The sequence below is a fragment of the Bacillus sp. M6-12 genome (genome assembly GCF_002860285.1).
GTDB lineage: Bacteria > Bacillota > Bacilli > Bacillales > DSM-1321 > Peribacillus.
The window spans coordinates 276,042-302,522 of the sequence record NZ_PGVF01000014.1 but is presented as its reverse complement, the minus strand read 5'-3'; the positions used below and the strand labels follow the sequence as shown (position 1 = coordinate 302,522).

Annotated in this window: 31 protein-coding genes; all 31 read right to left on the bottom strand. The window is 41.2% G+C overall.

Features of this window, described 5'->3' with window-relative positions; translation table 11 throughout:
- Positions 1–49: 49 nt before the first annotated feature.
- Positions 50–838 (bottom strand): phosphatidate cytidylyltransferase, encoded by a 789-nt coding sequence (locus CVD28_RS16660; protein ID WP_101593903.1) that lies wholly within the window; start codon positions 836–838, stop codon positions 50–52.
- Positions 839–1,138: 300 nt separating this feature from the next.
- Complete coding sequence (locus CVD28_RS16655) at positions 1,139–1,912, bottom strand: isoprenyl transferase (RefSeq protein ID WP_101593898.1); 774 nt, start codon at positions 1,910–1,912, stop codon at positions 1,139–1,141.
- 254 nt (positions 1,913–2,166) lie between these two features.
- Complete coding sequence (gene frr / locus CVD28_RS16650; protein ID WP_101593895.1) at positions 2,167–2,724, bottom strand: ribosome recycling factor; 558 nt, start codon at positions 2,722–2,724, stop codon at positions 2,167–2,169.
- A 2-nt stretch (positions 2,725–2,726) separates the two neighbouring features.
- The gene (pyrH, locus tag CVD28_RS16645) at positions 2,727–3,449 is read right to left on the bottom strand and encodes a UMP kinase (protein ID WP_101593893.1); all 723 of its coding nucleotides are present in this window, start codon (positions 3,447–3,449) and stop codon (positions 2,727–2,729) included.
- A 133-nt stretch (positions 3,450–3,582) separates the two neighbouring features.
- Complete coding sequence (gene tsf, locus CVD28_RS16640) at positions 3,583–4,467, bottom strand: translation elongation factor Ts (RefSeq protein WP_101593890.1); 885 nt, start codon at positions 4,465–4,467, stop codon at positions 3,583–3,585.
- Positions 4,468–4,598: 131 nt separating this feature from the next.
- On the bottom strand, positions 4,599–5,324 hold the full coding sequence (gene rpsB / locus CVD28_RS16635) for a 30S ribosomal protein S2 (protein ID WP_101593888.1): 726 nt from the start codon (positions 5,322–5,324) through the stop codon (positions 4,599–4,601).
- A gap of 157 nt (positions 5,325–5,481) precedes the next feature.
- On the bottom strand, positions 5,482–6,207 hold the full coding sequence (locus CVD28_RS16630) for a hypothetical protein (RefSeq protein WP_101593885.1): 726 nt from the start codon (positions 6,205–6,207) through the stop codon (positions 5,482–5,484).
- 9 nt (positions 6,208–6,216) lie between these two features.
- A complete protein-coding gene (locus tag CVD28_RS16625; RefSeq protein ID WP_101593883.1) occupies positions 6,217–6,525 on the bottom strand; it encodes a hypothetical protein in 309 nt (102 codons plus the stop codon).
- A 590-nt stretch (positions 6,526–7,115) separates the two neighbouring features.
- The gene (locus CVD28_RS16620) at positions 7,116–7,883 is read right to left on the bottom strand and encodes a FliA/WhiG family RNA polymerase sigma factor (protein ID WP_101593879.1); all 768 of its coding nucleotides are present in this window, start codon (positions 7,881–7,883) and stop codon (positions 7,116–7,118) included.
- A 371-nt stretch (positions 7,884–8,254) separates the two neighbouring features.
- Positions 8,255–8,596 carry a hypothetical protein gene (locus tag CVD28_RS16615; RefSeq protein WP_142384793.1) on the bottom strand — a complete coding sequence of 114 codons (342 nt, stop codon included), beginning with the start codon at positions 8,594–8,596 and terminating at the stop codon, positions 8,255–8,257.
- Complete coding sequence (locus tag CVD28_RS16610) at positions 8,596–9,093, bottom strand: chemotaxis protein CheD (protein WP_101593873.1); 498 nt, start codon at positions 9,091–9,093, stop codon at positions 8,596–8,598. Before CVD28_RS16610 ends, CVD28_RS16615 begins: the two co-directional genes overlap by 1 nt.
- A complete protein-coding gene (locus CVD28_RS16605; protein WP_101593870.1) occupies positions 9,086–9,721 on the bottom strand; it encodes a chemotaxis protein CheC in 636 nt (211 codons plus the stop codon). Before CVD28_RS16605 ends, CVD28_RS16610 begins: the two co-directional genes overlap by 8 nt.
- Positions 9,722–9,725: 4 nt before the next feature.
- Positions 9,726–10,199 (bottom strand): chemotaxis protein CheW, encoded by a 474-nt coding sequence (locus CVD28_RS16600; protein WP_101593867.1) that lies wholly within the window; start codon positions 10,197–10,199, stop codon positions 9,726–9,728.
- Positions 10,200–10,238: 39 nt separating this feature from the next.
- Positions 10,239–12,299: a chemotaxis protein CheA gene (locus CVD28_RS16595; protein WP_101593865.1), complete on the bottom strand. Its 2,061-nt coding sequence runs from the start codon at positions 12,297–12,299 to the stop codon at positions 10,239–10,241.
- A 21-nt stretch (positions 12,300–12,320) separates the two neighbouring features.
- The gene (locus CVD28_RS16590) at positions 12,321–13,418 is read right to left on the bottom strand and encodes a protein-glutamate methylesterase/protein-glutamine glutaminase (protein WP_101593862.1); all 1,098 of its coding nucleotides are present in this window, start codon (positions 13,416–13,418) and stop codon (positions 12,321–12,323) included.
- Between the two features lie 9 nt (positions 13,419–13,427).
- The gene (locus tag CVD28_RS16585; RefSeq protein WP_101593859.1) at positions 13,428–14,294 is read right to left on the bottom strand and encodes a MinD/ParA family protein; all 867 of its coding nucleotides are present in this window, start codon (positions 14,292–14,294) and stop codon (positions 13,428–13,430) included.
- Entirely contained in the window at positions 14,291–15,466 is a 1,176-nt protein-coding gene (flhF, locus tag CVD28_RS16580) for a flagellar biosynthesis protein FlhF (RefSeq protein ID WP_101593856.1), read from the bottom strand. Before flhF ends, CVD28_RS16585 begins: the two co-directional genes overlap by 4 nt.
- Positions 15,463–17,499: a flagellar biosynthesis protein FlhA gene (gene flhA / locus CVD28_RS16575; protein WP_101593853.1), complete on the bottom strand. Its 2,037-nt coding sequence runs from the start codon at positions 17,497–17,499 to the stop codon at positions 15,463–15,465. Before flhA ends, flhF begins: the two co-directional genes overlap by 4 nt.
- A gap of 73 nt (positions 17,500–17,572) precedes the next feature.
- The gene (gene flhB, locus CVD28_RS16570; protein ID WP_101593851.1) at positions 17,573–18,655 is read right to left on the bottom strand and encodes a flagellar biosynthesis protein FlhB; all 1,083 of its coding nucleotides are present in this window, start codon (positions 18,653–18,655) and stop codon (positions 17,573–17,575) included.
- A 1-nt stretch (position 18,656) separates the two neighbouring features.
- Positions 18,657–19,433 (bottom strand): flagellar biosynthetic protein FliR, encoded by a 777-nt coding sequence (gene fliR, locus CVD28_RS16565; RefSeq protein WP_101593848.1) that lies wholly within the window; start codon positions 19,431–19,433, stop codon positions 18,657–18,659.
- Positions 19,434–19,437: 4 nt separating this feature from the next.
- Positions 19,438–19,707 carry a flagellar biosynthesis protein FliQ gene (fliQ, locus tag CVD28_RS16560; RefSeq protein ID WP_101593845.1) on the bottom strand — a complete coding sequence of 90 codons (270 nt, stop codon included), beginning with the start codon at positions 19,705–19,707 and terminating at the stop codon, positions 19,438–19,440.
- A 15-nt stretch (positions 19,708–19,722) separates the two neighbouring features.
- Positions 19,723–20,388 (bottom strand): flagellar type III secretion system pore protein FliP, encoded by a 666-nt coding sequence (gene fliP, locus CVD28_RS16555; RefSeq protein WP_101593843.1) that lies wholly within the window; start codon positions 20,386–20,388, stop codon positions 19,723–19,725.
- Positions 20,385–21,035, bottom strand: coding sequence for a flagellar biosynthetic protein FliO (locus CVD28_RS16550; protein ID WP_257985893.1), 651 nt, complete (start codon positions 21,033–21,035; stop codon positions 20,385–20,387). Before CVD28_RS16550 ends, fliP begins: the two co-directional genes overlap by 4 nt.
- Positions 21,036–21,095: 60 nt before the next feature.
- On the bottom strand, positions 21,096–21,458 hold the full coding sequence (locus tag CVD28_RS16545; RefSeq protein WP_101593837.1) for a response regulator: 363 nt from the start codon (positions 21,456–21,458) through the stop codon (positions 21,096–21,098).
- A 20-nt stretch (positions 21,459–21,478) separates the two neighbouring features.
- Positions 21,479–22,786, bottom strand: coding sequence for a flagellar motor switch phosphatase FliY (gene fliY, locus CVD28_RS16540; protein WP_101593834.1), 1,308 nt, complete (start codon positions 22,784–22,786; stop codon positions 21,479–21,481).
- Positions 22,776–23,774, bottom strand: a complete 999-nt coding sequence (gene fliM / locus CVD28_RS16535) for a flagellar motor switch protein FliM (RefSeq protein ID WP_101593831.1) — start codon at positions 23,772–23,774, stop codon at positions 22,776–22,778. The genes fliY and fliM overlap by 11 nt, the downstream gene beginning before the upstream one ends.
- A 55-nt stretch (positions 23,775–23,829) precedes the next feature.
- Positions 23,830–24,258, bottom strand: coding sequence for a flagellar basal body-associated protein FliL (gene fliL, locus CVD28_RS16530; protein ID WP_180954193.1), 429 nt, complete (start codon positions 24,256–24,258; stop codon positions 23,830–23,832).
- A gap of 2 nt (positions 24,259–24,260) precedes the next feature.
- Complete coding sequence (locus tag CVD28_RS16525; RefSeq protein WP_101594238.1) at positions 24,261–24,473, bottom strand: flagellar FlbD family protein; 213 nt, start codon at positions 24,471–24,473, stop codon at positions 24,261–24,263.
- A 51-nt stretch (positions 24,474–24,524) separates the two neighbouring features.
- Positions 24,525–25,424 carry a flagellar hook-basal body complex protein gene (locus tag CVD28_RS16520; protein ID WP_101593826.1) on the bottom strand — a complete coding sequence of 300 codons (900 nt, stop codon included), beginning with the start codon at positions 25,422–25,424 and terminating at the stop codon, positions 24,525–24,527.
- 71 nt (positions 25,425–25,495) lie between these two features.
- Positions 25,496–25,882, bottom strand: coding sequence for a TIGR02530 family flagellar biosynthesis protein (locus CVD28_RS16515; RefSeq protein ID WP_101593823.1), 387 nt, complete (start codon positions 25,880–25,882; stop codon positions 25,496–25,498).
- Between the two features lie 113 nt (positions 25,883–25,995).
- Positions 25,996–26,481, bottom strand: coding sequence for a flagellar hook assembly protein FlgD (flgD, locus tag CVD28_RS16510; RefSeq protein ID WP_101593820.1), 486 nt, complete (start codon positions 26,479–26,481; stop codon positions 25,996–25,998).

Genomic DNA, 26,481 nt, shown 5'->3' with positions numbered 1-26,481 from the left:
TCCCAACAAGAAGTTAAACTTAAAATTATAAAGCTGCTTGTACTTATTTTTAGAGTAAATGAAGCAAATGCAGGATAGGCAATATGAACATCATGCTATCCATCCTATCCAATATTCCGCCATGCCCTGGAATTAGGCTGCCGGAATCCTTAACGTCATAATGACGTTTGTATGCTGACTGAACCAGGTCTCCCATTTGGCCGAAGATCCCTATCAAAACACTCATGGTAAATATTTTCGCAACGGATATATCAATGGATGTAAACAGGAAGAAAATCACACCAACGATTAAAGAAAACAGGATCCCGCCAAGAAAACCTTCTACCGTTTTGTTCGGGCTTATCTCAGGCCAAAGCTTCCTTTTCCCGATTGAACGCCCAATAAAATAGGCCCCTGAATCGGTTGCCCAGATTGAAAACAGCGCAAAAAACACATAAATCAAGCCTTCTTGCCTTGTTTCAAAGAAATAATAAAAGCCCATTCCACAATACAATACAGAAATTATTACAAAACCCGCATCATCAAAAGTGAACCGGTTTTTGGAAACAACTGAATACATCAGCAGCAGCAATATGCCCCATAATAAAATATGCATCTTTGTATAGTCAAGCCGATCCAGGAACCCTGAATAAGCATCTGGAATCAGGATAAGCCATAGCAGCAAAAAGGCAACTGCCGACGTAGCCGAAATGACAGGAAGCTTCTTCATGCGGAATAATTCAAATAAACCTATGGTTGCAAGTAAAAAAACCAATAATAAAAATGGGAGCTTTCCATAGATCACAATTGGCAGGAAAATGGCTGCTGCAATCACTCCCGAAATAATACGTTGCTTCATGTTTACAAATCCTCACCTTCACAAGAAAAGCGTAAGCGCCCTGTTAAAAGGAACATCTACAGGAAATGTGTAATATCCTGTGGACTACATAGCAGTATAAGACAAAACCTTATTTCCCTCTGAAGGGACGTCTTATTACCTGGTTCGCAAATCATTCATTGTTCTGCTGACCCTTGGCTGTTCACAATTTTATCATCCGCCACGTACAATCATGCCGACGAAAGTAAATCCTGTTTTTCTGGCTGAGCCCGCTTACGCTAGACATAAATCATTTTGATGTTGGCCGCTTCTACTCTTAATTTAAACCCCGCCGTACCTCCGCGATCGCCTTTGGTATACTTCTATTGCTTCGAGGAAATGTTCTTCTTTAAAATCTGGCCAAAGAACATCAGTAAACCAGAATTCGGTATAAGCCAGCTGCCATAGCATAAAATTGCTGAGGCGGATTTCCCCGCTTGTACGAATCAGCAGGTCCGGATCCGTAAGTCCTCCGGTCATTAAATAATTAGAAAATGCTTCCTCGCTGACGTTACCATCTATTATACCACTTTTAGCATCAATTAAGACTTGGTTGACAGCGTTAATAATTTCTGCCCGGCTGCCATAGTTCAATGCGAAATTCAATATTAAACCGTCATTATTTTGCGTACCCAGCATGGCTTTTTCAATCGCCAGGCGGGTATGCTGAGGCAGTGCTGTCTTATCACCCATCATCTGCACCCGGACATTTTCCTCTATTAATTCAGGCAAGAATGTTCCGAGAAATTCTTCAGGCAGTTTCATCAAATACTCCACTTCAGGTTTAGGGCGTTTCCAATTCTCCGTAGAAAAAGCATATAAAGTCAGAGTTCTGACTCCGAGCGTGTTGGCAAGCTTTGTTATTTTTCTAACTACTTTCATGCCTTCATGATGCCCGGCTATCCTCGGCAAGGCTCGCTTCTTCGCCCAGCGTCCATTGCCATCCATGATAATTGCTATATGATCCGGAGCCTTGAGGTTTTTTGCCTGCGATATCCTTTCATTTAAATCCAAAGAAGCATCTTTTTTGACCAAACGCTTCCAAATCGAATACATACAATAATCCCCCATTAGGTCTTTCTCGTAAATAAAAACAACCAACGCTTCTTTATGTACTTAATTTAGATCAATCTATATTATAATAACAAAAAAAGACTGCATCTCCTATTATTATTATGAAAAAGTTAAACCCCTTAGAAGTAAAAAACCCTGTCAGCATAAAACGACAGGGTTTGTTTTTTGTAAGCAGTTATGATATGCGGATTGAAAAATCAAACCCTCATCCCATTAATAGCTTACATAGTGGAAGCTTATACTTCCAAGATCTCTTTTTCTTTATCCTTCGTAATATCATCGATTCTGCTGATATACTGGTCTGTCATCTTCTGAATATCATCTGAGTAGCCCCGAAGGTCATCTTCGGTGATTTCGCCGTTCTTTTCAAGTTTTTTTAGATCATCATTACCATCGCGGCGAATATTCCTCACGGCTACCTTGGCTTCTTCAGCTTCCTTTTTTACAAGTTTAACAAGGTCCTTACGACGTTCTTCCGTCAGCGCTGGAATAATAATCCTAATTACGGACCCGTCATTTGAAGGATTTAATCCAAGATCTGATTTAAGGATCGCTTTTTCAATTTCACCCAAAATAGTTTTATCATAAGGCTGAATGACAAGCATCCTTGCTTCCGGTACAGAAACACCTGCCAATTGATTGATGGGGGTCGGTGCCCCGTAATAGTCAACTGTTACTCTATCAAGCAGTGATGCATTGGCTCTCCCTGCACGAATGCTTGCAAGTTCGCGGGTATACGCCTGGATCGCTTTTTCCATTCTGTCTTTTGTATTCGCAACTGTTTGTTTTGGCACTTTTATTTCCCCCTTACAATTGTTCCAATTGTTTCGCCCATAACGGCACGCTTAATATTTCCTTTTTCCATTACTGAAAATACAATTAATGGTATATCGTTATCCATACACAAGGATGAAGCAGTGGAATCCATTACTTCTAAGCCTTCTTTTAATACATCAAGGTATGATAAAGTTTCGTATTTTGTTGCGTTTTTATCCTTTACCGGATCGGCATTATAGACACCATCAACATTATTTTTGGCCATTAAAATGACATCCGCTTCTACTTCAGCGGCTCTCAAGGCAGCAGTCGTGTCAGTTGAGAAGTATGGATTGCCTGTTCCAGCGGCAAAAATGACTACGCGCTGCTTTTCCAAATGCCTGATTGCCCGCCTTCTAATATAGGGCTCAGCAACCTGTCTCATTTCAATAGATGTTTGAACACGTGTTTCAATTCCAAGCTGCTCAAGGCTATCCTGGAGAGCCAGAGAATTCATTACCGTAGCTAGCATGCCCATATAGTCTGCTGTAGCCCGGTCCATTCCCATTTCGCTTCCTACCTTGCCGCGCCAAATGTTACCGCCGCCGACAACTACGGCTACTTCCACATCCAGCTCAGCAACTTCCTTAACTTGCTCTGCAATGGATTTAATGACAGAAGGATTGATGCCAAATCCTTCGTTTCCGGCTAATGCTTCGCCGCTTAGCTTTAATACGACACGTTTATATTTCGCGTTACCCATGTGAACCTCCATCTATGTAAAATCATATCGTCTAATTGGAAAAATCTAAATAAAAGCGGAATTCTCTATTGCCGATTGTTCAAAAATAGGGAACACAATTGTGTTCCCTATTAAATAGGCAAATTACAGTGAATTAGTCTTTCTTAACCTGGCTCATTACTTCTTCAGCGAAGTTGTCCTGGCGTTTTTCAATACCTTCTCCTACTTCATAGCGGACAAAGCTTTGAACTGTTGCACCAAGTGATTTAACAAACTCGCCAACTTTTTGGTCAGAATTTTTAACGAATGCCTGGTCTACAAGGCAGATTTCTTCGTAGAATTTGCCGATACGGCCTTCTACCATTTTTGCAACAATTTTCTCAGGCTTGCCTTCATTTAGTGCCTGTTGAGTTAATACCTGGCGCTCACGCTCGATTTCGTCTGAAGAAACCTGTTCGCGAGAAACATATAAAGGCTTGATAGCAGCGATATGCATTGAAACATCTTTGGCAGCTGCTGCATCAGTTGTTCCTTCAAGAACAGATAATACGCCGATTCTTCCACCCATATGAAGATATGCACCAAAAGCATCGCTGTCCGTCTTTGTTTTGATCTCATAACGGCGAAGAGTCAGCTTTTCACCAATCTTTGCGATAGCAGCATTGATATGGTCAGCAACTTTAGCACCGTTTTCCATTGTTTGCTCAAGTGCTTCTTCAACATTTGCAGGTTTATTTGTTAATAGATGTGCAGCCAGTTCTTTAACAAGCACCTGGAAGCCTTCGTTTTTCGCAACGAAATCTGTTTCAGAGTTCACTTCAAGGATAACTGCTTCATTTCCTTCAACTTGGATATATGTTGATCCTTCAGCAGCAATGCGGTCGCCTTTTTTTGCAGCTTTTGCAATTCCTTTTTCACGAAGGTAGTCAATTGCTTTTTCCATATCACCTTCAGATTCCTGTAACGCCTTTTTGCAGTCCATCATTCCAGCGCCAGTTTTTTCGCGAAGTTCTTTTACCATCTGTGCAGTAATAGCCATAGAGATATTCCTCCTATTGTTTTATGTAATTGATTTAGACCTTTTTCATTTTGCCATAAAATAAATACTTATAACAAAATTTCAAAAAAAGGTGATAAAAGGCCTTATCCTCTTATCACCTTTTAGCTGCATTAAGCAGTTGTAGTTTCAGTTTCTTCAGCTGTAGCCATTTCTTCGCCTTGCTTTGCTTCAAGGATAGCGTCAGCCATTTTACCAGTCAATAATTTAACAGCGCGGATTGCATCATCGTTCGCAGGAATTACTACGTCGATTTCGTCCGGATCACAGTTTGTATCTACGATTCCAACAAGTGGAATGTTCAGCTTGTGAGCTTCTGCAACAGCAATGCGCTCTTTGCGTGGATCGATAACAAAAATAGCGTCAGGGATAGATTTCATATCCTTAATTCCGCCCAAGAATTTTTCAAGGCGTTCTAATTCTTTCTTAAGTTGGATTACTTCTTTTTTAGGAAGTACATCAAACGTTCCATCTTCTTGCATCTTTTCGATATCTTTAAGACGTTTGATACGCTTTTGAATTGTTTCAAAGTTTGTTAATGTTCCACCCAACCAGCGTTGGTTAACATAGTACATGCCAGAACGGATAGCTTCTTCTTTTACAGACTCTTGAGCCTGCTTTTTCGTACCAACGAAAAGAACTGTTCCTCCGTTAGCAGCTAATTCTTTAACAAAGTTGTAAGCTTCTTCAACCTTTTTAACTGTTTTTTGAAGGTCGATGATATAAATTCCGTTACGCTCAGTGAAGATATATTTCTTCATCTTAGGGTTCCAGCGGCGAGTTTGGTGTCCGAAGTGCACACCAGCTTCTAGCAATTGCTTCATAGAAATTACTGACATTTTGTTTCCTCCTAGGTTTGTTTTCCTCCGCTCCGGTCATCTCCAGACAGAAACTATTTTAACGAATAGCACCATCTGCCTGAATTACAAAGCGTGTGTATTAACACCAAGAGATAATATAGCACATTCATAAAGGACAATCAAGTAAAATCCTTTTTTATTGATAAAATTTAAGTAAAAGCTCAACTTCCGTTTTGCCTTTGTTTAATTTTTTGGCAATGTTTTCGACTGATTCCCCTTGCTTAAAGAGCGATACAGCCTCTTCGGCCTCGCTTTGGTGAACCGCTTTACTGTTTTTATGCTGTTCCATCTCATTTTTTAAAGCTTTTTTAAAATCATTAGCTGGTTCAATGGATTCCCTAATTTCTTCTGCATCCCCAGCACGGGTTAGTCCTTCCTTAACCCCTGAAATCTCCAGCAGATCCTCAGTCTGCGCAGATAAAAGCATGTCCTCTTCGGCACCGCTGTTATCTGCTGCAGATAGTGTTTTATAGGCTGCTGCTGCTCTCTTTTTGGCAGCCTGAGCTTTAGATGCTGAAATAGGCTTGTCTTCATTGAGCTTATTTCTATTTTCTCCGACAGAGTCTCCCAATCCTTCAGAAAGCGGTTGTTCCGGAGTCATTCGCGGCAATCCAATGCTGCTTTTTGCGGTTCTCGCTGGAGGAACTTCCTTTTTTAATTCCTTTATTTTTGCAACCAGTTCTTCATTTTCCTCTTTCATTTCCATCATGAACCCTGCCAAAAGCTCTTCTATCTCATTCTGGGAGGCCTTTTGTTTTTGTTCAAGGCCGATCAGCCGGTTTTGCCTAAGGTACAAAATGATTACAGCAAATATGGTTAAAACATTCAATAAGATACTAAACGCTATCAAAATGGCTGACATAATCTCCCTCTATCCGGAAAAATCAATATTTTTTCCTTTATAAGGATGGTTTTGATTTTTTTCCTCGATATTTTTCTTTCGTTTTTTGGGCTGATATCCAGAAGAACTGCCATTCGACTGGCCCTCTCCGGGAAATCCCGGCTTTTCATTTGCCTCATGCTTCATAACTGAAGATCTCTTCTTCTCATTTTCCTTATGAACTTCCCTGGACGCATGATCATGCATCAATTGGCCTCTTTGCTGAATTTGCTCCTGAAGCTTTCCTGCGTCGTGAGTCCTCGGGAGTGCCACTTGCATTTCAATGCTTTTGAGGCTCATAATATCCTTCCTTTACAGAGAAATTGAGGTTATTTCATGCTGTTCAAGGAAAATCTTTACTGCTGTCTGCGGGTGATTTATCGTTTTAGCATATTTACCGAATTTTGCAGGTGGTTATTACGCGGATATACCCATGTACAACCAACTCGGCAACATGCACTTTCTCATTTAATCTATTTACTGCTTCCAGCTCCGCGTTAAGTTCTTAAGGTAATTGTACGTTCTTCCAGCCATTATTGAATAAGCTCAGACGAAATGACCGCTCCAGAATCAGCATCATCCTGGGCCGGGGACATATAAACTGATAAACGGTCTTTAGAAACACTGATTTCGAATGGAAGTTTCATAATGACACCATCCTAGGTTTAATCATTTGGAAAGACACTGCTCTTTCCACAACTTCTTAAAAGCTACCCTCGAGAAATGTCTCTCCGTTGCCTTCCAGTAAAAAAGCGTAGCCAAATGAAGGTTTCACCCGAATGAAGTGAATTAATCATGACTTACAAACATGGGGGGGGTGGCCATAAATGTTTATTACAAAAAATAGTATTAAGGTTTTTAATTAGAATCCCACCCCCGCTCAGTTTCACTTATTTAATTACATTCTGCATGGCAGCCCTTAATTTAAAGATAGCTCTTGAGTGAATCTGGGAAATCCTAGAGGTGGATAAGTTCAATATTTGACCAATTTCCGTCAAGGTGAGTTCTTCTTTATAAAATAATTGAAGCACCATTTGTTCTTTTTCATTGAGGGTAGTAATTACCTTGGCAAGCTGTTCGTAAAGCTCTTCCTTTAATAGATTATCTTCTGGTAAGACAGCCTTCTCATCCTTAAGGCTAAATTTACTGTGATCCTTCTCATCTTGCTCCTGGGGATTTTCATCCATCGATAGAATATTTGCAAAGAAGTTCTCATTTAAGGTGGAATAGACCTCTTCTTCCGGAAGGTTTAGCATTTCTGCAATCTCCTGTGGAGTAGCAGTTCTCATATGTTTTTGTTCGAGCTTCTCAATTGCTGATTCAATTTTCTTCGCTTTCTCCCTTGCACTTCGCGGCAGCCAATCTTCTTTCCTCAGCCCATCCAGAATGGCACCGCGGATCCTGAAAGAAGCATATGTATCAAACTTTAAATCGCGATTTGGATCAAAACGTTCAAGAGCATCAAACAGACCCATCATTCCAAGGCTTCTGATATCGTCCCTGCTCACACTTCTAGGCAGATTTACAGAAATCCTTTGAACGTGAAAGGAAACAAGCGGTAAATATTTTTTAACCAAGGTGTCTCCTGCTTGAGGATCACGGCAGTCGATCCATTTTCTCCATTGTAACTGCTCATCTCCAGTAGTCAGTTGAGACATGGTATTCCTCCTAACGTTGTTGACAGCTAATAAGCGAATCTATTTATCTATCACTATTATAACAAAAATAGGCAATGAAACCATAATCATATAAGAAAAGCACAAACGTACTTTCAAGGAATCGGCTGAGGTTTTTACTTATCGCTCTGTATGCAAGAGCCTTTATTGCCACTGCCTGGAGCATAGTTCATTCATGCCAAAAAGAATGGAACTGCTGTTACCCTCCGATAAATTCGGGTTAAGTTATTCCATTTTTCAGAGGCAGAAACAATTGCTTCCGTTGACAGAAGGTTAAAAGTTCTCAATTTGGCAAATAACATGTTAAAGCTCTACAAAAAAATCAGCAAGGTTATCGAAAATAACTTTGCTGATTACGAATCTTCCTTTAATAAATTCTTCACATATTCCATCACCTTTTCGGTTTCCACTGGTGAGGCCGGATATTCCTTCAGATTTTGAATTACATCGTTAACAGGCGCCTTTCCAGATATTTCCGCATCCTGCTCAGTCATTGACAGCGAGCTGGGTTCATTTAAAGCTAGCGCATATCCTGCCATCCATCTGATCAAAAAGGAAAGTACGAAAAAGACGAGAAAAACAATTAGCGATTCAATTGCAGAACGAGTAGCGAATTTCACATTAAACGATAAAAGAAAATAGAGAATAAAGCCAAAAAGACTAAAGCACATATTGAATAGAATCGACCCGGCCATCAAATATCCGTAACTCCTTTGTTTACCGTCCTGATATTAAGCAGCTGGGTCTTAGGGTTAAACTCTATTGTTCTTCCGCTGTTCCCCCCGACATCTTCAGCAATAATTTGGATATTAAGTAAATATAGCTCTTTTTTGACTGCCTCTACATTACGGGGGCCGATTCTCATCATGTCGTTTCCGGAGGCGAACTGGAACATCTGAGCACCGCCGGCAATTTTCGCCTTCAGTACCGCCCCTCTTGCCCCCTGCCTTATTAACCGGTTTACCAGCTCTTTCACGGCTGTATCAGCATATTTCGCGATATTCAGATCTCCATTCTTAGCAAGCGAAGATTCAGGAAGCATCACATGGGCCAGCCCTGCCAGTTCCTTCATTTGATCATAGATCACAACTCCCACACATGATCCTAGCCCGGATGTCCGGATCAGCTGAGCTGAACGGACGATATTCATATCCGCAATACCTACTTTAACTACTTCTAGTGTGTTAGTCATTTGCCGGCACTCCTAAGGCAGCAAAAATAATCTCAAAAGAATCGGGATCTGGCAACAGGAAAAAATGGCCATCTACACAATTCTCTTCCTCTTGTTCGCTCAACTCGGTATCTATCACAATTGCATAATCGCTTACCTGTGAAAGCTCCAACAGTCCATAGCTTAAAACAGCCCCAACCATATCAACACTCAGAGCTGGAACGGAAGGATACAAATTAAGATTAGTAAAGTCAGATAAAGAGGATAAATATGAACCGGACAGGATATTTCCTAATTCCTGCAGCGCAGAAACTGAAAGCTCTGAGTAAGGAAGGTTATCACACGAAAACCCTTCTTCTCCTGTCATTTCTTTGATAAAATAGCTAGCCTGCGGCAGCGATAGTATAAAATACATACTGCCGGGTGCTTCTCCTTCAATTCGCAAAAAAACGCTGGCGACTACATTTTCGGATCCTCCTGCAAGCTCCATCATCTCATCAAAGGATAAAATGCGGACATTGGGGACCTTCATATCAATCTTTTTATCCAGGAGAGTTGAGAGGGCAGTAGCTGCATGCCCCGCCCCAATATTGCCTATCTCTTTTAAAATATCCAAGTGTATCGTTGATATTTTTTTAATAAAAGACATTATTTTACCCTTCTATCCCTGTAGATTCTTTTAACTGGTCCGGATTTAATACCTTTTCAAGATTTATTAAAATCAGCAGCCGTTTTTCCAGTTTTGCAACTCCATTGATATATTCTGCTTCAACAGTTCCCACCACATCAGGCTGCGGCTCGATATTGTCTGTCGGGATATCAATAACGTCGTTTGCCGCATCAACTATCAAACCCACTTCCATATCCTCCAAAGCTACTATTATCGTACGTGTACTATCTGAATGTTCCGTTTCCTCTAACTCAAATCTGGACCTCAAATCAATAATTGGTGTTACTACACCCCTTAGATTTATTACGCCTTTTACAAAGGGAACGGTTCCAGGAACACGGGTTATATGCTGTAATTTTTCTATGGAACGCACCTGGCTGACCGGGATTGCGTATTCTTTCCCCTTCAATTGGAAAACAATAATTTTTAAATCAGAAACTGCCGTATGGATCGGCATCGCTATTCCCCCTTCAGTATTCTACACGCGGCAATCATGCTATTTTATTAATGCATTGCAGTCCACAATAAGAGCTACTTGGCCATCCCCAAGAATAGTTGCTCCTGATATAGCAAACACACTGTTCAAATAATTGCCGAGTCCTTTTAATACAATTTCCTGCTGGCCGATGAATGAATCCACCACAAGTCCTGCCATTTTATCTCCTTTACGGACAATTACTACAGAATAGAATTCATCATCATCCTGGAATACAGGCACTTTAAAGATGTCCTTCAGGAAGAGGAGCGGCACAACCTTACCGCGGAAATCAATTACCTTTTGATTATGGGCATTAAGGATATCTTCCCTTTTCACGATTGCCGTTTCAATGATAGAAGATAACGGAATAGCAAATTTCTCTTTTTGAATCTCTACCAGCATGACAGAAATAATCGATAATGTCAGTGGAAGCTGAATGGAGAAAATGCTTCCCTTTCCTTCTTTTGAATCAACCGATACCGATCCGCCCAGGGATTCGATTGTATTTTTGACAACATCCAGCCCAACGCCGCGACCAGACACATCAGAAATTTTTTCAGCCGTAGAAAAGCCGGAAGCAAAAATTAGCTCATATACCTGCCTATCAGACAATGCGGCTGCCGCCTGTTCAGAGACAATCCCTTTTGAAATTGCTTTTTTCAGTACGCGCTCCCTGCTGATTCCGGCACCATCTTCTTCGATCTCAATAAAGACATGATTACCGCTGTGGTAGGCTTTAAGTACCACAGTTCCTTCTTCATCCTTCCCATTGGCCTTGCGAACCTCCGGAGTTTCAACACCATGATCGATTGCATTTCTCAGAAGGTGAACAAGCGGATCACCTATTTCATCAATTACAGTACGGTCAAGCTCAGTTTCCGCACCGATAATCTCTAAATTAACCTTCTTATTTAAATCACGGGCGAGCTGGCGAACCATTTTAGGGAATCTGTTGAATACGGTTTCAACCGGCACCATCCGCATGTTCAGAATGATCGTTTGCAGGTCACCTGAAATTCTGGACATCCGTTCAACCGTTTCATGAAGCTCTTGATTATTCAGTTCCCGTGAAATCTGTTCAAGTCTGCCTCTATCGATGACCAGTTCTTCAAACAGGTTCATTAGTATATCGAGCCGCTCAATATTGACTCTGATAGTTTTGCTGGAAGATTGCTTCTGTGAGCTGGCCTTTTTTGCTGCTTCCGGTTCTGCTTTTTTATTGGACTCCTGAACAGCCGGCTGCAATGGAACGTCGGCTGCGGGTGATGACACCTCACTTTCAGCAGTGTTTAAAGAACTGCGAATCTCACTAAGGGAAATTGTATGTACCTCAACCAATTCAACTTCTGATACCTTCATGATTTTCTTTGTGAGATCCTCAGCAGTTTCCTTAGTGACAACCGTAACAGTGAAAGCTGAATCGAATTGCTCCTCTTCTAACTGTTCTGCCGGGGGATTTGATTTGATAACTTCGCCGACTTTTTCAAGTACCTCAAATACCATAAAGACACGCGCTGCCTTAAGCAAACAATCTTCCCTTAGGGAAACTGTTATCTCATAGCTTTCAAAACCTTGCTCTTTGGATTGCTCCAATACTGTTAATTCAAATTCATCGTATACAGATTTAGAGGCCGATTCGTTTGGATGGGCTGCAACAGCAGCTGAAACCTCTAAACTGGCAGCTGCTGTAACAGGTGATTGGCCTTTTTCTATTAATAAAAGCTGGTTCACGACCTTAGCAACATCCCGTTTTCCGTCTCCGCCTTCCGCAATAGACATAACCATCTCTTCCAAATCATCACAAGCTTCGAATAGTACATCAAAAACCTCGGAAGTAACGGTAATCTTCTCATTACGGATAGCATCAAGCACATTTTCCATTTTATGGGTAAGGTTTGCTAAGTCTTCATAACCCATAGTGGCAGACATCCCTTTCAGGGTATGAGCTGATCGGAATATTTCGTTGACGATTTTAAGGTCCTGCGGGTTTTTCTCAAGTTCTAATAGTTGTTCATTACACGTTTGCAGGTGCTCTTTACTTTCTTCAATAAAAACTTCCAGGTATTGATTCATATCCATACAAATACACACCTCTCAGATTTAGCAATATTTCACTATTGCTGCTGCAATATCTTGCACATTTTCAACACAATCAACCATGGCAGTCGCAATTGCTGCCTTTGGCATCCCAAATACGATTGATGTTTCCTGCGACTCGGCAATTGCCTTAACCTGGCCTTTTCTTTTCAGTTCAACAAGCCCTTTTGAACCATCTGCACCCATGCCAGTCATAATCACAGCGATTTTATTATAATCACTCAGTTCACTAACCGATTCAAACATCACGTCCACCGATGGACGGTGCCCATTCCTTAATGGATCTTGATCTACATCCACGGCAAGGCTCATACCTACCTTTTTAACCTTCAGGTGGTATCCACCCGGGGCAATATAGGCCGTTCCCTTGTTGAGGATTTCCCCGGCTTCAGCTTCCTTTACATTTATTTCAGAAAGAGAGTCAAGCCGGTTGGCCAATGACTTTGTAAATCCTGCCGGCATGTGCTGGACTATCAGAATGGGAGCATCAATGTCACGGGGTAAAGCAGTAAGAACTATTTGCAATGCCCTGGGACCGCCTGTTGAAGTCCCAATGCAAATCAGCTTTTTTTCGGATTCTTCCATTTTTATAGGAAATTTAGCATATCTTTTATTTTTTATTGATTCTATTGTACTATAAATAGATAAATCTGACAGTGGCGATTGTGTATGATTTGTTCTATTTTGCAATCTTTCTACATTTACTCTGCTTGCTGCAATCACTTTTTCAATCAAATCGCCCTTAACTTTATGTAAATCAAAAGAAATAGAGCCTGAAGGTTTGGCAATAAAATCAAAAGCGCCATATTGCATGGCCAAAGTCGTATTTTCCGCCCCTTCGCTGGTCAGGCTGGAGAGCATTATTATTGGCGTCGGGTTTTCCTTCATGATAAGTTTCAATGCTTCAATACCGCTCATCACAGGCATTTCAATATCCATCGTGATCACATCAGGAGTTTCTTCTTTTACCTTTTCTATTGCTTCCCGACCATTCCTTGCCGCGCCGATAACTTCTATTTGCGGATTTTCCGACAAAAATTCGGTAATTAACTTTCGCATGAAGGCAGAATCTTCTACCACCAGCACTCTTACTTTTTTCATGGCTAAGTCCTACCTTCCAAGGAAATAATTTTTTAATTTTCCAAGAAAATTACTTTTTCTTAATGAAATATCTTCCTTGAACGAACTTTCTTGATAACGATGGGTAAGCTGCTCAAGTGATATAGCAGCATCACAGTTTGGGTTAAATAAAGAAAAAGGAACTTGACGTGAGACAGCCTTCATGACTGTCCTATCATCGGGCAGATAGCCCAGCGGTTTTGCTTGTTTTTTTAAAAACTTAAAGAGAACGTCTTGCAGGCGTTTCATCGTCTCTTTTCCTTCCTTCTCATCCTGTACCCTGTTGCATACCAGGAACAGCTCGATTTCTGGGTTTACCGATACCAGATACTTCATTATGGAGTAGGCGTCCATAACAGAGGTAGGCTCCGGTGTCGTTATTACAACCAACTCGTCCGCAGATAGGATAAACTTTGAAGATTCATTAGTGATACCTGCCCCCATATCAAAAATAATATAATCATAGCGGCGCATCACGTCCTCCAGCTCCTGCATAAAACGATCAAACATTTCATCTTCCAGTTCAAACAGGCTGGAAAGTCCAGATCCCCCGGCTATAAATGATATATTATCTGAGCCTCTGCTTATGATATCTTCAAGCGGAGTACCCTTGTTAAAGAAATCCACAATTGTTTTTTTCGAGCTGGTTCCCATTAATATATCGATATTTCCCATTCCGATGTCCATATCAAAAAGCAGGACGCTATGTCCTTTTTTTGATAGAGAAATAGAGAAGTTCAATGAAAAATTCGATTTTCCTACTCCGCCTTTTCCGCTAATTACCGCTATCGTTTTTGATATTTTATTACTTTGCTGCAATTGCAGTCTTTTCCTAAGGCTATCAGCTTGATCCTTCATGTTGTTTTGGCTCCAAGTAATGTATTTATTATGGTTTGCGGAGTCGCTTCAATAATATCATCCGGGACATTCTGGCCGTTTGTTAAGTAGGCCACCCCAACTGAATTCCTGGAAATAAAATTTACCATCGGGCCATAAGAAGCGGTTTCGTCTGATTTCGTAAATATCACTTGCTTGATAGGGATGATGGAAAATTGGCGGTATATTTCTTCCATATCGGACTGCTTAGCGGTAAGTGCAAGAACAAGATAGGTCTCCATATCCCGTTCGAAATCAATGATTTCCATTAAATTTTTTACATAATCCTGGTTTCGGAAATTCCGGCCTGCAGTATCAATAAATACGGTGTCATAATGCGCAAATTTTTCGGCTGCTTTTTTAAAGTCCTCCAGGTTATATGCTACTTCAATCGGGACATTCAATATTTTTGCGTATGTCTTAAGCTGATCAATAGCTGCAATCCGGTACGTATCTGTGGTTATAAAAGCAACTTTTCTATTCTGCTTTAATATTGTTAATGCTGCAATTTTGGCAAGTGTTGTTGTTTTTCCAACCCCGGTTGGACCAACCACATTGATATATTTTTTTTCAAAAATTTTCTCAGGTGGATTAAAATGTATAGCGTTTGCCAATATATCACCAAGCCAAGTTTTTAATTGCTCTTCCGAAGCGGAACCACTTGATTGGAACCATTTTTCAAGGAGCTGCTCCATAGCGTTTAATCGTATTTCTTCATCAATTTCCTGAACAGCCAGTAAATTATCCATCTTTTGCAGCGGATCGGGATACTTGACTGCAGGGCTGGATGTTTTCCCGCCATCTTGAATGGAACGCATCATACTTTTTAGCTCAGCTAACTCCCTCAATAACTCAGGAGACCCGGAAGTGCCTGAAGCGGGAGCCGGCGAAGCTGCATTTGGCCCCGGCTGGACGACTTTTTGTTTTACTTCTGGAATTTTTCGATTCTTTTCCTTTACCACAGTCTTTGCTGTATCTTCTTCAGCAGGATCTACAGCTGCAATCACTTCAATATTTCTTTTCTTGAATAATCCTAAAAATCCGCCAGAGTATATAACCTTGGAATTAAGGATAACCGCCTCATTTCCTAACTCCATCCTCACTTGTTTCATTGCCTCAGACATAGAGGGGGCAACATATTTTTTCACTTTCATTCCAGATTCACCACCCCGACACTTTGTACTTCAACATTCGACTCAAGTTCATTGTATGACAGTATCGGCACCTGAGGAAAATAACGCTCCGTCAACTGCCTTACATACATTCTGACAGCAGGAGAACACAAGAGAATTGGAGTCTGTTCCATCAATGCCAGCTCCTCAAGTTTTCCTGCGATAGATTCTAAAATAGATTGTGAATCATTGGGATCCAGGGAAAGATAATTTCCATGCTCTGTTTGCTGGACTCCATCCACAATTACTTTTTCAACTTTCCCAGAGAGAGTAACTACCTTTAAGCTTTCTCCGCCTGAAGCGAAAGCACTTGTAATTTGCCGAGCTAAATTTTGGCGAACATATTCAGTCAGCAAATCTGTATCGCTGGTTACCTTGCCATAGTCAGCCAAAGTTTCGAAAATAATGGGCAGGTTTCGCACCGATACCTTTTCCTTTAATAGCTTAGCCAGCACCTTTTGTACTTCCCCAATAGTCAGCGGGTTCGGCGTAACTTCTTCTACTAAAATCGGTGCTGATTCCCTAAGATGGTCTATCAATTGCTTCGTTTCCTGGCGTCCGAGCAATTCATGTGCATTTGCTTTAATAATTTCAGTAATATGGGTCGAAACTACACTTGGCGGATCAACCACAGTGTAGCCCATCATTTCAGCATGTTCTTTCATATCCTCTGAAATCCACTTTGCAGGCAGACCGAATGACGGCTCAACCGTGTCAATCCCTTCAATAGAATCATCATCCATCCCTGGGCTCATGGCGAGGTAATGATCCAGCAGGAGTTCCCCGCGAGCTAATTCACTTCCTTTTATTTTCAGCCGATATTCATTAGGGTTTAATTGGATATTATCCCTAATCCGGACAACAGGAATGACTAAACCCATTTCAATTGCTAGCTGCCTTCGGATCATGACGACACGGTCCAGCAAGTCTCCTCCCTGATTTGCATCTGCCAGCGGGATGAGGCCATAGCCAAACTCAAATTCGATTGGATCAACACTTAGCAGGTTAACAACACTCTCTGGGCTTTTCATTTCATCAGTTTCCATCTCTTCCTCAATTTCCTGCAAATCTTCTCTATCCTTAACCGGAGTCCGGCTAATTACATAACCTCCTGCGGCTATCAAAAGAGATATCGGCAATGTAAGCAAGTCGGAAATCGGTGTGAAAAATCCAAGCAGAAAAATTACTGCGGCAGTTATATAGAGCATGTTCGGAAAAGCAAAAAGCTGGGAGGTTATATCTTCTCCAAGATTACCCTGGGACGCAGCTCTGGTAACCACTATTCCCGTTGCTGTTGAAATCAGTAAAGCAGGAACCTGGCTGACTATTCCATCACCAACGGAAAGCAAGGTGAACCTCTGTGCTGACTCTGCCATGCTTAACTCAAGCTGCAAAACCCCAATAATCATCCCGAATATTAAGTTAATCAAAACTATGATTATACCAGCGATGGCGTCTCCTTTTACAAATTTACTGGCACCATCCATCGATCCATAAAAATCTGCCTCCCGGCTAATCTTTTCACGTCTCTCACGGGCTTCTTTTTCTGAAATCATGCCTGCATTCAGGTCAGCATCGATGCTCATCTGTTTACCAGGCATTGCATCCAGGGTAAATCTGGCAGCAACCTCAGATACCCGTTCTGATCCCTTTGTAATTACAATAAACTGGATAATAATTAAAATTAAGAAAACAACCATACCTACCACTACATTTCCGCCAACAACGAACGTGCCAAAGGTGTGTACCACACCACCTGCGTCCCCATGAGTAAGAATTGCCCGGGTAGTCGACACATTCAGCCCCAGCCGAAACAGTGTAAGAAGCAAAAGCAAGGATGGAAAAATAGAAAATTGAAGCGGTTCCTTCATATTCATAGAGGTAAGCAATACCATAAGGGCGAGAGAGATATTAAATAGAATTAATATGCTTATCAGCCACGTAGGCAAAGGTACGATCAGCATAGCTACTATCATGATTACGCTTATTATTACTGATAAATCTCTTGCTGACATTTTCTTCTCCCCTTACTCGAAAAGCTATTTAAATTCCTGCATTCTTTCTAACTAATTAGTAACCTTAATTGGGTTATATTTTTCCTTTTGTTTTATAAACGAAAGCCAGAATTTCTGCAACAGCCTTAAAAAATTCTTCAGGAATGGCCTGCCCTATTTCCGCCTGGTCATATAGCGCCCTGGCAAGAGGCCGGTTTTCCATGAAAATTACATCGTTTTCTTTAGCTACATACTTTATCTTTTGAGCCAGAAAATCCACACCCTTGGCAACCACATATGGTGCTTCCAGCTTTGATTCGTCATATTTTAAAGCAATCGCGTAATGGGTCGGATTCGTAATGACTACATCTGCATTAGGCACTTCCTGCATCATCCTTTGCATTGCCATTTCCCGCTGCTTTTGCTTAATTTTCGATTTTATCAATGGATCGCCTTCAATATTTTTATACTCATCCTTGATGTCCTGCTTCGACATCCTGATACTCTTTTCAAAATCATATTTCTGGTACATATAATCCAGCAGCGCTAAAAATAAAAGTGCCGCAGAGGCATAGAGTCCCACTTTTACAGTAATATCGGCCAGAGTAACCAGCGCAGCCGAAACGGTTTTTTGTGAAAGAATTAAGATTTCATCTATCCTTTGCCAGATCACATAAAAAGTAATCAAACCAACAAAAGCAATTTTTAATACTGACTTTAGCAATTCTACAATCGCTCTCATTGAAAAAATCCGTTTAAAGCCTTTAATCGGGTCAAGTTTTTCAAGTTTAAACTGAATCGATTCGGGGGAAAACATAAAACCAATCTGTCCGATATTTGAGACCACACCGGCAATCAAGGCAACCACCATTACTGGAGCTAGCATGACAGCCATATCCTGTAAAATTTCCACCATTAATGCCTGCATATTCTCTTCTGTAATTTCCATCAGCATTAAATCCTGAAACGAATGGCGAAACAAGTTTAACATTGATTCAAGCATTGATGGACCTGTATACATTAAGAGCATAAAAATACAAAGAAGTGTAACGGCTGTATTTATGTCCTGGCTTTTCGCTACCTGCCCTTTTTTTCGGGCATCCTGCCTCTTCTTCGGTGTCGCCTTTTCTGTCTTCTCACCGGAAAAAAACTGTAAGTCTAACTTAATCCATTGCAAGTTAAGTTCCCCCGATCAGCTGCATTAACCCGCGCAAAGTAACCAGCATATATTCAAATAACCGGCTGACCACCATCATCATCATCCCCATAACAATCATGACAACAATAAAAGAGGCCCCAACCTTCAACGGCATTCCCACCACAAAAATATTAAGCTGTGGAACCGTCCGGGCCACTATTCCGAGCCCTAGATCAACCAGAAATAAAGAACCGACAACCGGAATGGACATTTGGAATGAAATGATAAATGACCGATTGAATGCATTAACAACAAACTCCAGCAGATTTTCATCGCCAAAAGGAATCCAGGCCTGATCAAGCGGGATAAACTGATAGCTATAGAAAATACCATCCATCAGCAAATGATGGCCGTCCGCTGCTAATAAAAACAATAGGGCAATTGTATATAAATATTGACCCATCAAAGGACTTTGCACACCTGTTTGCGGGTCAATAACGTTAGCAATAGCAAAACCGCTCTGGAAATCTATCAATCCTCCAGCAATCTGGATAGCAGACAGAATCATGTAAGATACAAACCCGATCAGTAGTCCGACTAGAGCTTCTTTTAAGATTAATAGGAAATAAGCCGCATCAATTTCCAATATAGGAGCATCGACAGTATAATACATCACCCAAGCTAAAAAGACGCTGATTCCTATCCTGTGAGAGGCCGGAATGGTCCTGTAGGAGAAAATAGGCATTGTCACAAAAAATGAAGCAATCCGAACTAATATTAATAAAAATACAGAAAATTTCGGTATAAGCTCGTCCATCTCTTTAACCTACAAACCTATTTAAATTACTGAATATTTCATTGGCATAAGAAAGCATATGGCTGAGCATCCATGGTCCAAAAAATATTATTCCGAGCAAAACAGCTACTATTTTTGGTACAAATGCCAGGGTTTGTTCCTGTATTTGTGTTGTTGCCTGAAATATACTGACCAATAGCCCGACCGCAAGTGCAATAATAAGGAGCGGCCCGCAAATAATTAAAACTGCATATATTCCCTGCTCGGCAATCTGGATGACGAATTCAGGATTCATTTTCTATTCACCTGCTTAAAAGCTCTGTAATAAAGATTTAACGACAAGATACCATCCGTCCACCAAAACAAATAATAAAATTTTAAAAGGCAGTGATATCATCACTGGAGGAAGCATCATCATCCCCATAGACATAAGTACGCTTGCTATAACCATATCAATTACTAAAAAAGGAATAAAAATCATAAAGCCAATTTGAAAGGCTGTTTTGATTTCACTAATTGCAAAGGCTGGCACCAAGGCTGTTAACGGGATGTCCTTAATAGCTTCCGGCCTCTCGATCCCTGCATAATCGAGGAATAATGCTAAATCCTTCTGCCTTGTATGTGCGCTCATGAATTCCTTAAAAGGAACAGATGCGCGTTCATACGCCTCTTCCAGACCAATTTTCTCATCAAACAAGGGGGTAAGCGCCTTCTCGTTTACTTCCTGGAAAGTCGGCGCCATCACAAAAAAGGTAATAAAAAGTGCAAGACCTACTAATACCTGGTTAGGCGGCATTTGCTGAGTGGCAAGCGAAGTTCTTACAAAACCAAGTACGATAATGATGCGGGTAAAACATGTCATCAATATTAGAATACTTGGAGCCAATGAAAGAACTGTAAGCATAAGCAGCAATTTAACAGAAGCAGAAACGTTGGAAGGGTCACTTGCATTAAATATATCTATGAATTCATTCATTCCCCGTCCCTGCCTTTGCTGTCTAATTCATCCTTTAGCTTTTTCCTGCTGCCTGCCATGTCCTCAAGCTGTTTTCTTAATTCAAGTGAAAAGCCATTACCGCCGGACCCGGAATTTTTCGTTCTCTGTAATAATTTGGTGATAAAGTCTCCCGGCTGGATGAGCCGTTCAAGCTTTTCATTGTGTTCGTTAAGTAAATCACTGTATTCATTTTCGTCAGCTATTTCCTTTAATAGCTGTATGTTTTCACCAACCCCCACGACCAAAACCCGGCCGCCGACTTTTATGAGCTGGATGGATCGGTTGGCACCCAGGCTTGTACCGCCAAGATTTTCAATATAATTTGCCTTTTGATAGGCTCTGTTTTTCTTGTTGATAAACTTGAGCATAAAATAAAGAAGAGCAACTACGAATATAGTTGCAAATATCATTCGCAGAAAATCCCAAAACGTAAGGCCTGCGGAACTCGCAGTCCCGGGTGCTGACTGGGGTTCCTCTCCTTTTTTTTGCCCTTCATCATTTTGCGGGGATTTATACCAATCTTTCACGCTTTTATCCAGCTGCTCTGCATGGGCGGTATAAACCATTCCATGCAGCGCTAATGCCGTAATAAGCATAAGTTGAAGAAGCTTTTTAATTGAAAACAAGATGCTGCACCTTCTTAAAAGGGTGTTACAATCGTTTCGTAACAGCCTGGATGAAATTGTTTAGCTTAAGGCCTTATTAATCGCCTCTAGAACCCGGTCAGCCTGGAAAGGTTTCACAATAAAATCTCTAGCCCCCGCTTGGATAGCGTCGATAACCATAGCCTGCTGGCCCATTGCGGAACACATTATGATTTTAGCGTTCGGGTTTAATTTTTTAATTTCTTTAAGTGCCGTAATCCCATCCATTTCTGGCATGGTGATATCCATCGTTACGAGATCAGGCTGCGTTTCACGGTACTTCTCGATAGCCTGTGCTCCGTCAGCAGCTTCACCGACCACATCAAAACCGTTTTTTGAAAGAATATCTTTAATCATCATTCTCATAAAAGCTGCATCATCAACTATTAAAATTTTATGTGCCATACTACCTTACCCCCAATGGTTTATCTTAGTTTTTTTAATCTATCTGTCTGGCTAATGATGTCCGTAACACGGACCCCGAAGTTTTCATCAATAACGACTACTTCTCCCTTGGCAATCAAACGGTTGTTAACAAGGATATCAACAGGTTCCCCTGCCAATTTATCAAGTTCGATAATAGAACCTGCAGACAGCTCTAAAATTTCTTTTACAGAACGATTAGTCCTTCCCAATTCTACCGTTACCTGCAAAGGAATATCTAACAGCATGTTAAGGTTCTTTTGCTCAGCTTCCTGCAGCTGATAAGGCTGAAAGCTGCTAAAGCTTGCCGGCTGGACATTGACCTGCTGATGCTGGCCATTTAATCCGCTGCCAAAATGCTGTGGCGGAGTTTGATAACCCATCTGCTGCGGCGGAACCTGGTATCCCTGCTGCGGATATCCTCCCATTGGCTGCTGATATGGCTGCTGTTCTGCTGGATTTCCATACCCATATGACATCTGGCCGTGCTCAGGCTGCTGTTCATAAGTCTGCTGCGGCTGCTGATATTGGTGCTGCGGCTGCTCCGCCTGCTGAGGAGCAGGATTACTTTGGGCACTTTTACCACTGAGTTCCATTTCCATTGTATTTGATTGTGATGAATTTGTATCAGAAGGATTTAACAATTCATTGACTAAGCTTTTGGCAAATGGCAGCGGCAGAAGCTGCATGATGCTGGAATCGATCAAGTCCCCAATCTTAAGACGGAATGAAACTCGTGCAAGCAAATCTTCTTCAGGAATCGAATCAGCCCCTTCGCCTTCTTCAATATTAAGAAGATCAATGCTAGGCGGAGATATATCGACTTTTTTACTAAAAACTGTCGACATCGAGGTGGCAGCTGAACCCATCATCTGGTTCATCGCTTCCTGTACAGCGCTCAATTGGATTTCCCCAAGCAAGTCAGCCGGGTTTTTGCCATCTCCTCCGAGCATTAGATCTGCAATAATGGCAGCATCACTTTGTTTAATTACAAGCAGATTTACACCATCAAAGCCTTCAGTATAATTGACTTTTATTGCTACGTAAGGGTGCGGGAATTCTTCCGAAAGCATACTCCGTTGAATAAGTGTAACGGTCGGAGTTGTTATATCTACCTTTTGATTAAGCAAAGTAGATAAAGCAGTGGCAGAGCTTCCAAAACAAATATTTCCTATTTCCCCTAATGCGTCCTGTTCCATAGAAGACAGGTATTCCTCAATCGGGGGAGATACTACCTCAGTATCACTGTCATCAGTACCCCTTAACAGGGCATCTATTTCGTCTTGGGATAGCATATCATCACTTACCATCTTCTTCTCCCCCCTTCAAAGTTTCAAGTATTTGGATAGCGAGTTTCTTTCCAACCTTTCCTGGCTGGCCAGTGAATTTCGGTACATCACCCACTCTTATAGTTAAAGGTGACTCTATCTGCCGGTTCAGTTCAATAACATCGCCGACATCGAGCTGCAAAAAGTCCTGGATGGATATACTGGTGTCCCCTAATCCAGCTATTACAGGAATTTCAGCATCTTTAATTCGTTTTTCCAGCGTTTCGATTTCCTGCGGCACACGTTCTTTTTTCGAAGTTTGCATCCAGTAATGTACGGATAGCTTAGGTATGATCGGCTCAAGAACAACATGCGGTATACATATATTAATCATCCCGGATGCTTCACCAATCTGTGTGTTCAGAGATATGACAACAACTGTTTCATTCGGAGAAACCATCTGCAAAAACTGAGGGTTCACTTCAAAATCAGTCAATATCGTATCAATATCCGCCACTGTTGCCCACGCTTCCCGAAGGAGTTCGAACCCGCGCTCAAACAGGTTAGACATAATTTTCGTTTCAATTTCTGTCAGGCTTTCTACTTTATTGTGGCTGATCCCTTTACCGCCAAGAACCCGGTCTAACATTGCATAAGCAATATTCGGATTTACTTCCATCAGGATCCTTCCATCCATCGGCGGTACTTCGAAAACATTCAGTATAGTCATTTTAGGTATCGAACGGATAAATTCCTCATATGGAATCTGGTCAGCAGAAGCCACAGATATTTGGATATAGGTCCTGAGCTGGGCAGAGAAAAAGGTTGTAAGCAGCCTTGCAAAGTTTTCGTGTATCCTTGTCAAACTGCGTATTTGATCTTTAGAAAAACGGAGGGCCCGTTTAAAATCATACACCTTTACCTTTTTTTCTGATTCTTCTTTTTTTAATTCATCTGCGTCCATTTCACCTGTTGATAAGGCAGAGAGCAGAGCGTCTATTTCATTTTGCGATAATACTTCACCGGACAACGGCCATCACCTCCCATTTTTCTCCCTCTTTCCAATGGAAAAGATTCGTAGTCTGTTATTGAAGGATAGAGGAGGTTATATATACCTTTTCAATTTTCCCTTCCTGCATCAACGTATTAACACTTGTTTTAAGGGATTCCTGAAGCTTTTCTTTTCCGGCTTTTCCTTTTAATTCCTCGGCCTTCAGCTCAGACAGTTCAGTGATAATAATATTTTTGACCTGGAAGTTTCGCTGCTCCAGCTCCTCTTTTGCTTTTTCACTGTCAGTTTGGATGGTAAAGGAAATCCTAATAAAATCCCCGCTTGCCAAATTGGTAGTAATCTCAGGTATCTCAACCGAAGCTGCAACAATCTCTTCAGCCGTTGGCTCCTTCGGCTTCCCCTCATCCCCATTAAATTTCATCACCACAATCACAGCAATTACTCCAACTAAAGTAATGGCGACCAATAGAATGGCCATAATCATAACTAATTTATTTTTCATTATTATTGTTCCTCCACATCTAAACGAAGACCGAGAACGTTGATAGTACGGTAAAAAGCAATAATTGCGTTATTAACTTCGTCCTCAGACTCGCCCACAACTATTTTTCGGCCAGTTGTGAAAGTAATGGTAGTATCTGGATGGGACTCAACTGTTTCTATGTATAAAGCATTAACAGTGAAACTCTTTCCATTTAACCTCGTCACCTTAATCAATATTAGGAGAGCTGGCGGCAATTGAGCCGCCAGCCCCATCCCTCCCTTAACCTATCGTTTTAAGTTTACTAGTTCCTGAAGAATTTCATCGGAAGTTGTGATTATCCTTGTGTTTGCCTGAAAACCACGCTGTGCAACGATCATATCAGTGAATTCCTCTGAAAGGTCGACGTTGGACATTTCAAGCTGGCCTGAAATTACTGACCCGGAACCTAAAGTTTGTGGAATCGTAATATAGGCTTGATCAGGCGCTGTCGGATCTTCAAATTGTTGGGTAATTGTAGTAGCGTCTGTAAAAGTACCAGAATTTGTTGTTACTTGATACAAGTTTTCACCAACTTTTTCCAAGCCTTCTGGATTTGAAAATTTAGCGATGGCAATTTGTCCAGCACGGTTAATTTCCCCTGCACGAACATACGTTACAATTCCATCTGGTCCAATCGATAAACTCTCTGCGTTAGTAGGAACTTTAATATTTCCAATTTCGGCACCGTCAATAGTTGTAGGCAGTTGTTCTGGGTCAGCCCCATCTCCTGGAATCCCCCTCAGAAATAATCCATCTGAATTTACAAGATTCCCTGCTTGATCTAGATAAAAATTTCCAGCTCTAGTAAATGAAGTAGTTGTTCCGTCGTTTACAACAAAATATCCATCGCCCGTAATCCTCATATCTAATGTACGATTTGTTGTTTGAGCAGAACCTTCTGTGTGGATTGTGTCAATTGCAGCAAGACTTCCACCGAGTCCAACCTGTTTAGAGTTCGTTCCGCCTCTACCACCTTCAGTAGGTGCCGCTGCACCAGCCACACTTTGACTAATCATATCCTTGAAAACAACACGCCCTTTTTTAAAACCATAAGTATTTACATTGGCGATATTGTTACCAATCACATCTAATTTCGTCTGGAAGTTTTTCATTCCACTGATTCCTGAGTACATTGAACGAAGCATGGGTTCGCTCTCCTTTCATATATGGCTGCTTCTGTCATTCCGCAGCCAAGGCCTCCCGACAAGGGTCCAGCCTAGTGATCTAATATGATCGTTCCGTTTATATTAGTGAAGATTTGAGATGAAGCTTCATCTCTGTCCATGGCAGTGATAACGGTATTATTCTTTGCGCTCACAATTAATGCGGCATCCTGTAAAAGAACTAGTGAATCTTTTACACCCAATTTCCTTGCTTCACCTATCTTTTCTTCTACCTTTGCCCAGCGTTCACTGTCGATAGTGATATTCCTTTGGTCCAGCCTCATTTGTGCATGCTTGCTGACAGTTAATGCTGAAGTTTTTACGTCTAATGCAGACTGCAAATGCTGCGAGAAATTTTGCTGAAGCGAACGTCTTGATTTAATGCTCTGGGCAGCGGTTTGAATAGGTACCTGGGAGATGGGCCTGAATGATTTTTTCATGTTCCCGCTCCTTACTTTCTTATATATTTGGCTGCCTAATTGTTCTTCACCTGATTAGCTGCTGCAGTAAGTACTGCTTCTGTTGTTTTTGATAAACTATCACGGTAATCAGATCAATTGCCTGCAGCAGTTGTTCCGGCAGCAGCTTTCTTGACCTCTGAAATATTTGCCGGTGCAAGCTCTGTCCCATCTTCCAGCACGAAAGTAACGCTGTTGTCCTTGAATTTCAACGAAGAGACAACCCCTGTTCCTTCCACAACAACAAGTTCTGCATCTGGGTCGTCTGATTCTGTAACCCGATGCCACTTAACCTCTTTTCCAATAAATTCATTATAAGAAATTAGTTGATTTTGCTGTTGCATTTGGACAAGATTATCAATGCTTTTACTCATGTTTGTTATTTGTTCCAGTGTGGAGAAAGTTGCCATTTGGGCAATAAAATCTTTATCCTGGAGCGGACTGCTCGGATCCTGGTTTTGCAGCTGTGTCATCAGGATTTTCATGAAATCGTCTTTTCCTAAAATATCATTTCCTGTTTTCCTCTTTTCCTTCTGGTAGTTAGAAAGAAACAGAGAAGGATTAATTGAATTGGTACTCAT

Coding starts and splice junctions, on each gene's coding strand:
- CVD28_RS16660 (WP_101593903.1), bottom strand. CDS start 838: ATGAAGCAACGTATTATTTCGGGAGTGATTGCAGCAGCCATTTTCCTG.
- CVD28_RS16655 (WP_101593898.1), bottom strand. CDS start 1,912: ATGTATTCGATTTGGAAGCGTTTGGTCAAAAAAGATGCTTCTTTGGAT.
- pyrH (WP_101593893.1), bottom strand. CDS start 3,449: ATGGGTAACGCGAAATATAAACGTGTCGTATTAAAGCTAAGCGGCGAA.
- tsf (WP_101593890.1), bottom strand. CDS start 4,467: ATGGCTATTACTGCACAGATGGTAAAAGAACTTCGCGAAAAAACTGGC.
- rpsB (WP_101593888.1), bottom strand. CDS start 5,324: ATGTCAGTAATTTCTATGAAGCAATTGCTAGAAGCTGGTGTGCACTTC.
- CVD28_RS16630 (WP_101593885.1), bottom strand. CDS start 6,207: ATGTCAGCCATTTTGATAGCGTTTAGTATCTTATTGAATGTTTTAACC.
- CVD28_RS16625 (WP_101593883.1), bottom strand. CDS start 6,525: ATGAGCCTCAAAAGCATTGAAATGCAAGTGGCACTCCCGAGGACTCAC.
- CVD28_RS16620 (WP_101593879.1), bottom strand. CDS start 7,883: ATGTCTCAACTGACTACTGGAGATGAGCAGTTACAATGGAGAAAATGG.
- CVD28_RS16615 (WP_142384793.1), bottom strand. CDS start 8,596: ATGGCCGGGTCGATTCTATTCAATATGTGCTTTAGTCTTTTTGGCTTT.
- CVD28_RS16610 (WP_101593873.1), bottom strand. CDS start 9,093: ATGACTAACACACTAGAAGTAGTTAAAGTAGGTATTGCGGATATGAAT.
- CVD28_RS16605 (WP_101593870.1), bottom strand. CDS start 9,721: ATGTCTTTTATTAAAAAAATATCAACGATACACTTGGATATTTTAAAA.
- CVD28_RS16600 (WP_101593867.1), bottom strand. CDS start 10,199: ATGCCGATCCATACGGCAGTTTCTGATTTAAAAATTATTGTTTTCCAA.
- CVD28_RS16595 (WP_101593865.1), bottom strand. CDS start 12,299: ATGGATATGAATCAATACCTGGAAGTTTTTATTGAAGAAAGTAAAGAG.
- CVD28_RS16590 (WP_101593862.1), bottom strand. CDS start 13,418: ATGAAAAAAGTAAGAGTGCTGGTGGTAGAAGATTCTGCCTTCATGCGA.
- CVD28_RS16585 (WP_101593859.1), bottom strand. CDS start 14,294: ATGAAGGATCAAGCTGATAGCCTTAGGAAAAGACTGCAATTGCAGCAA.
- flhF (WP_101593856.1), bottom strand. CDS start 15,466: ATGAAAGTGAAAAAATATGTTGCCCCCTCTATGTCTGAGGCAATGAAA.
- flhA (WP_101593853.1), bottom strand. CDS start 17,499: ATGTCAGCAAGAGATTTATCAGTAATAATAAGCGTAATCATGATAGTA.
- fliR (WP_101593848.1), bottom strand. CDS start 19,433: ATGGACGAGCTTATACCGAAATTTTCTGTATTTTTATTAATATTAGTT.
- fliQ (WP_101593845.1), bottom strand. CDS start 19,707: ATGAATCCTGAATTCGTCATCCAGATTGCCGAGCAGGGAATATATGCA.
- fliP (WP_101593843.1), bottom strand. CDS start 20,388: ATGAATGAATTCATAGATATATTTAATGCAAGTGACCCTTCCAACGTT.
- CVD28_RS16545 (WP_101593837.1), bottom strand. CDS start 21,458: ATGGCACATAAAATTTTAATAGTTGATGATGCAGCTTTTATGAGAATG.
- fliY (WP_101593834.1), bottom strand. CDS start 22,786: ATGGTAAGTGATGATATGCTATCCCAAGACGAAATAGATGCCCTGTTA.
- fliL (WP_180954193.1), bottom strand. CDS start 24,258: ATGAAAAATAAATTAGTTATGATTATGGCCATTCTATTGGTCGCCATT.
- CVD28_RS16520 (WP_101593826.1), bottom strand. CDS start 25,424: ATGCTTCGTTCAATGTACTCAGGAATCAGTGGAATGAAAAACTTCCAG.
- CVD28_RS16515 (WP_101593823.1), bottom strand. CDS start 25,882: ATGAAAAAATCATTCAGGCCCATCTCCCAGGTACCTATTCAAACCGCT.
- flgD (WP_101593820.1), bottom strand. CDS start 26,481: ATGAGTACCAATTCAATTAATCCTTCTCTGTTTCTTTCTAACTACCAG.